The organism is Achromobacter sp. DH1f (genome assembly GCF_000633435.1).
Taxonomy (GTDB): Bacteria; Pseudomonadota; Gammaproteobacteria; order Burkholderiales; family Burkholderiaceae_B; genus Achromobacter; species Achromobacter deleyi.
On sequence record NZ_AYMF01000081.1, the window covers coordinates 1 to 1,873 of the forward strand.

General features: G+C 63.2%; 1 protein-coding gene. It reads right to left on the minus strand.

All coding sequences use genetic code 11. From position 1 onward, the window contains the following. Positions 1-1,629 (minus strand): ribonuclease R family protein (locus tag U858_RS0133010; RefSeq protein ID WP_025141346.1); only part of this gene is annotated, 1,629 nt, incomplete at its 3' end. Positions 1,630-1,873: the final 244 nt, after the last annotated feature.

Consider the following 1,873-nt stretch of genomic DNA (forward strand, 5'->3'; position numbering starts at 1 on the left):
GAAGTCGCCGTAGTCCTTGGCCGTGGGCGTCTCGCCCCCGCCCAGCGACAGGCCCATGGTGCGCAGGAATTCGCGCAGCGATTGCAGGCGCTCGGGCGTCGGGCCTTCGTGAATGCGGTACAGGCCGGGATGCTTGCTGCGCGTCATGAAGTCGGCCGCGCAAGTGTTGGCGGCCAGCATGCATTCTTCGATCAGCTTGTGGGCATCGTTGCGCACCGACGGCACGATCTGTTCGATGCGGCCCAGTTCGTTGCAGACGATCTTGGTCTCGACCGTATCGAAGTCGATGGCGCCGCGCTTCTTGCGGCTCTGCGACAGCAGGTGGTAGAGCTCGTACAGGCTCTGCACCTGCGGCATGACGGCGCGCATGGCATGGGCGGCCGGGCCGCCGGGCTGCTGCAGGGCCGCCCAGATATTGGTATAGGTGGTGCGGGCATGCGAGTGCATGACCGCGTTATAGAACTGGTACGCGGTGACCGTGCCGGCCTTGGCGCCGGTCGCCGGAATCACCATGTCGCACACCAGCACCAGGCGGTCGACATCCGGGTTCAGCGAACACAGGCCGTTGGACAGCGATTCAGGCAGCATCGGAATGACGCGGCGCGGGAAGTACACGCTGGTGCCGCGCTCGATCGCATCGTCGTCCAGCGCGTCGCCGGGACGCACGTAGTTGCTGACGTCGGCAATGGCCACCAGCAGGCGCCAACCCGGGCGCTTGCGCTGGCCAGTGCCCAGTTCGACGGCCTCGCAGTAGACCGCGTCATCGAAGTCGCGCGCGTCTTCGCCGTCGATCGTGATGAGCGGCACGTCGCGCAGGTCGACCCGGTCTTTCAGGTCACTCTTGCGGACCACGTCGGGCAGGCGGGCGGCCTGCTTGCGCGCGGCTTCCGAGAATTCCACGGGCACGTCGAACTTGCGCACCGCGATCTCGATTTCCATGCCGGGATCGTCGATTTCGCCCAGCACCTCGGCCACGCGGCCCAGCGGCTGCGTGTGGCGGGTGGGCTGCGCCATGATCTCGACCGCCACCACCTGCCCATGCTGGGCGCCATTGGTGTCGCTGGGCGGGATCAGGATGTCGTGCTTGATGCGCTGGTCTTCAGGCACCACGATGGACAGGCCGTGCTCATGCAGGAAACGCCCCACCAATTTGTTGGTGCGGCGTTCGATGACTTCGACGATGGTGCCTTCCGGCTTGCCGCGGTATTCGCCTGACGGCTTGACCAGCACGCGGTCGCCATGCAGCACCTTGAGCATTTCGCGCGGCGACAGGAACAGGTCCGGCCCGCCGTCGTCGCGCAACAGGAAACCGAAACCGTCGCGGTGACCCAGCACCTTGCCGGCGACGAAATCCAGTTTGGTCGCCAGCAGCAGGACGCCCTTGCGGTTGGGCATCAACTGGCCGTCGCGTTCCATGGCGCCCAGGCGGCGTTCGAAACCCACCAGCGTCGCGGGACGCTCGACGCCCATGCGTTCGGCCAGCTCCACGGGAGACAACGGCGCCCCCGCAGATCGCAACGCTTTCAGGATGGCTTCACGGGACGGGACATCGGGGTCGAAGTCAGGCGGCGCTTCCGGCAACGGAGTGGATCTGTTGTTGTTCGATTCGTTATTCGATCGTTTTGCCAAAGCTAAATTTTCCGTATATAATGCGCAGCTTCTGTGGTTCGCCCAAGGCTGAACACTGAAGCAGAAGTGGTCGAGACGGATTGTAGATTGATTTTTTAACTACATACTGTTTTGTGATTCTGACTGCACCGGCAGCATAGGTAATGTGAGCAGCAATGCAAACAGCAAAACCCATGCAACTGAGCGGCAGCGTATCACAAAGTCTTTACCGAAATCTCTCAGTGCCCAGGTGGCGGAATTGGTA